Below are 627 nucleotides of genomic sequence, written 5' to 3'. Positions count from 1 at the left end.
CTGAGACCTGATGCCGAGCCGATTGTGGTGAAGTGGATGATCCTATGCTGTCGAGAAAAGCCTCTAGCGAGTTTCATGGCGGCCCGTACCCTAAACCGACTCAGGTGGTCTGGTAGAGAATACCGAGGCGTTCGGGTGAACTATGGTTAAGGAACTCGGCAAAATGCCCCCGTAACTTCGGGAGAAGGGGGGCCATCACTGGTGATCCGATTTACTCGGTGAGCTGGGGGTGGCCGCAGAGACCAGCGAGAAGCGACTGTTTACTAAAAACACAGGTCCGTGCGAAGCCGTAAGGCGATGTATACGGACTGACGCCTGCCCGGTGCTGGAACGTTAAGGGGACCGGTTAGTCACATTTCGGTGTGGCGAAGCTGAGAACTTAAGCGCCAGTAAACGGCGGTGGTAACTATAACCATCCTAAGGTAGCGAAATTCCTTGTCGGGTAAGTTCCGACCTGCACGAATGGCGTAACGACTTCTCGACTGTCTCAACCATAGGCCCGGTGAAATTGCACTACGAGTAAAGATGCTCGTTTCGCGCAGCAGGACGGAAAGACCCCGGGACCTTTACTACAGTTTGATATTGGTGTTCGGTTCGGCTTGTGTAGGATAGCTGGGAGACTGTGAA

At 53.7% G+C, this 627-nt stretch carries 1 rRNA gene; it reads left to right on the top strand.

Annotation, left to right across the window (positions count from 1 at the left end):
• Positions 1-627: ribosomal RNA gene (locus tag PV682_RS44165) — 23S ribosomal RNA — on the top strand; the annotation flags it as partial.

Origin of the sequence: Streptomyces niveiscabiei (genome assembly GCF_033794345.1) — a bacterium.
In the GTDB taxonomy this organism is placed as follows: Bacteria; Actinomycetota; Actinomycetes; order Streptomycetales; family Streptomycetaceae; genus Streptomyces; species Streptomyces niveiscabiei.
Note: the sequence above shows the minus strand (reverse complement) of the source record. Positions and strands in the feature narration are given on the sequence as shown.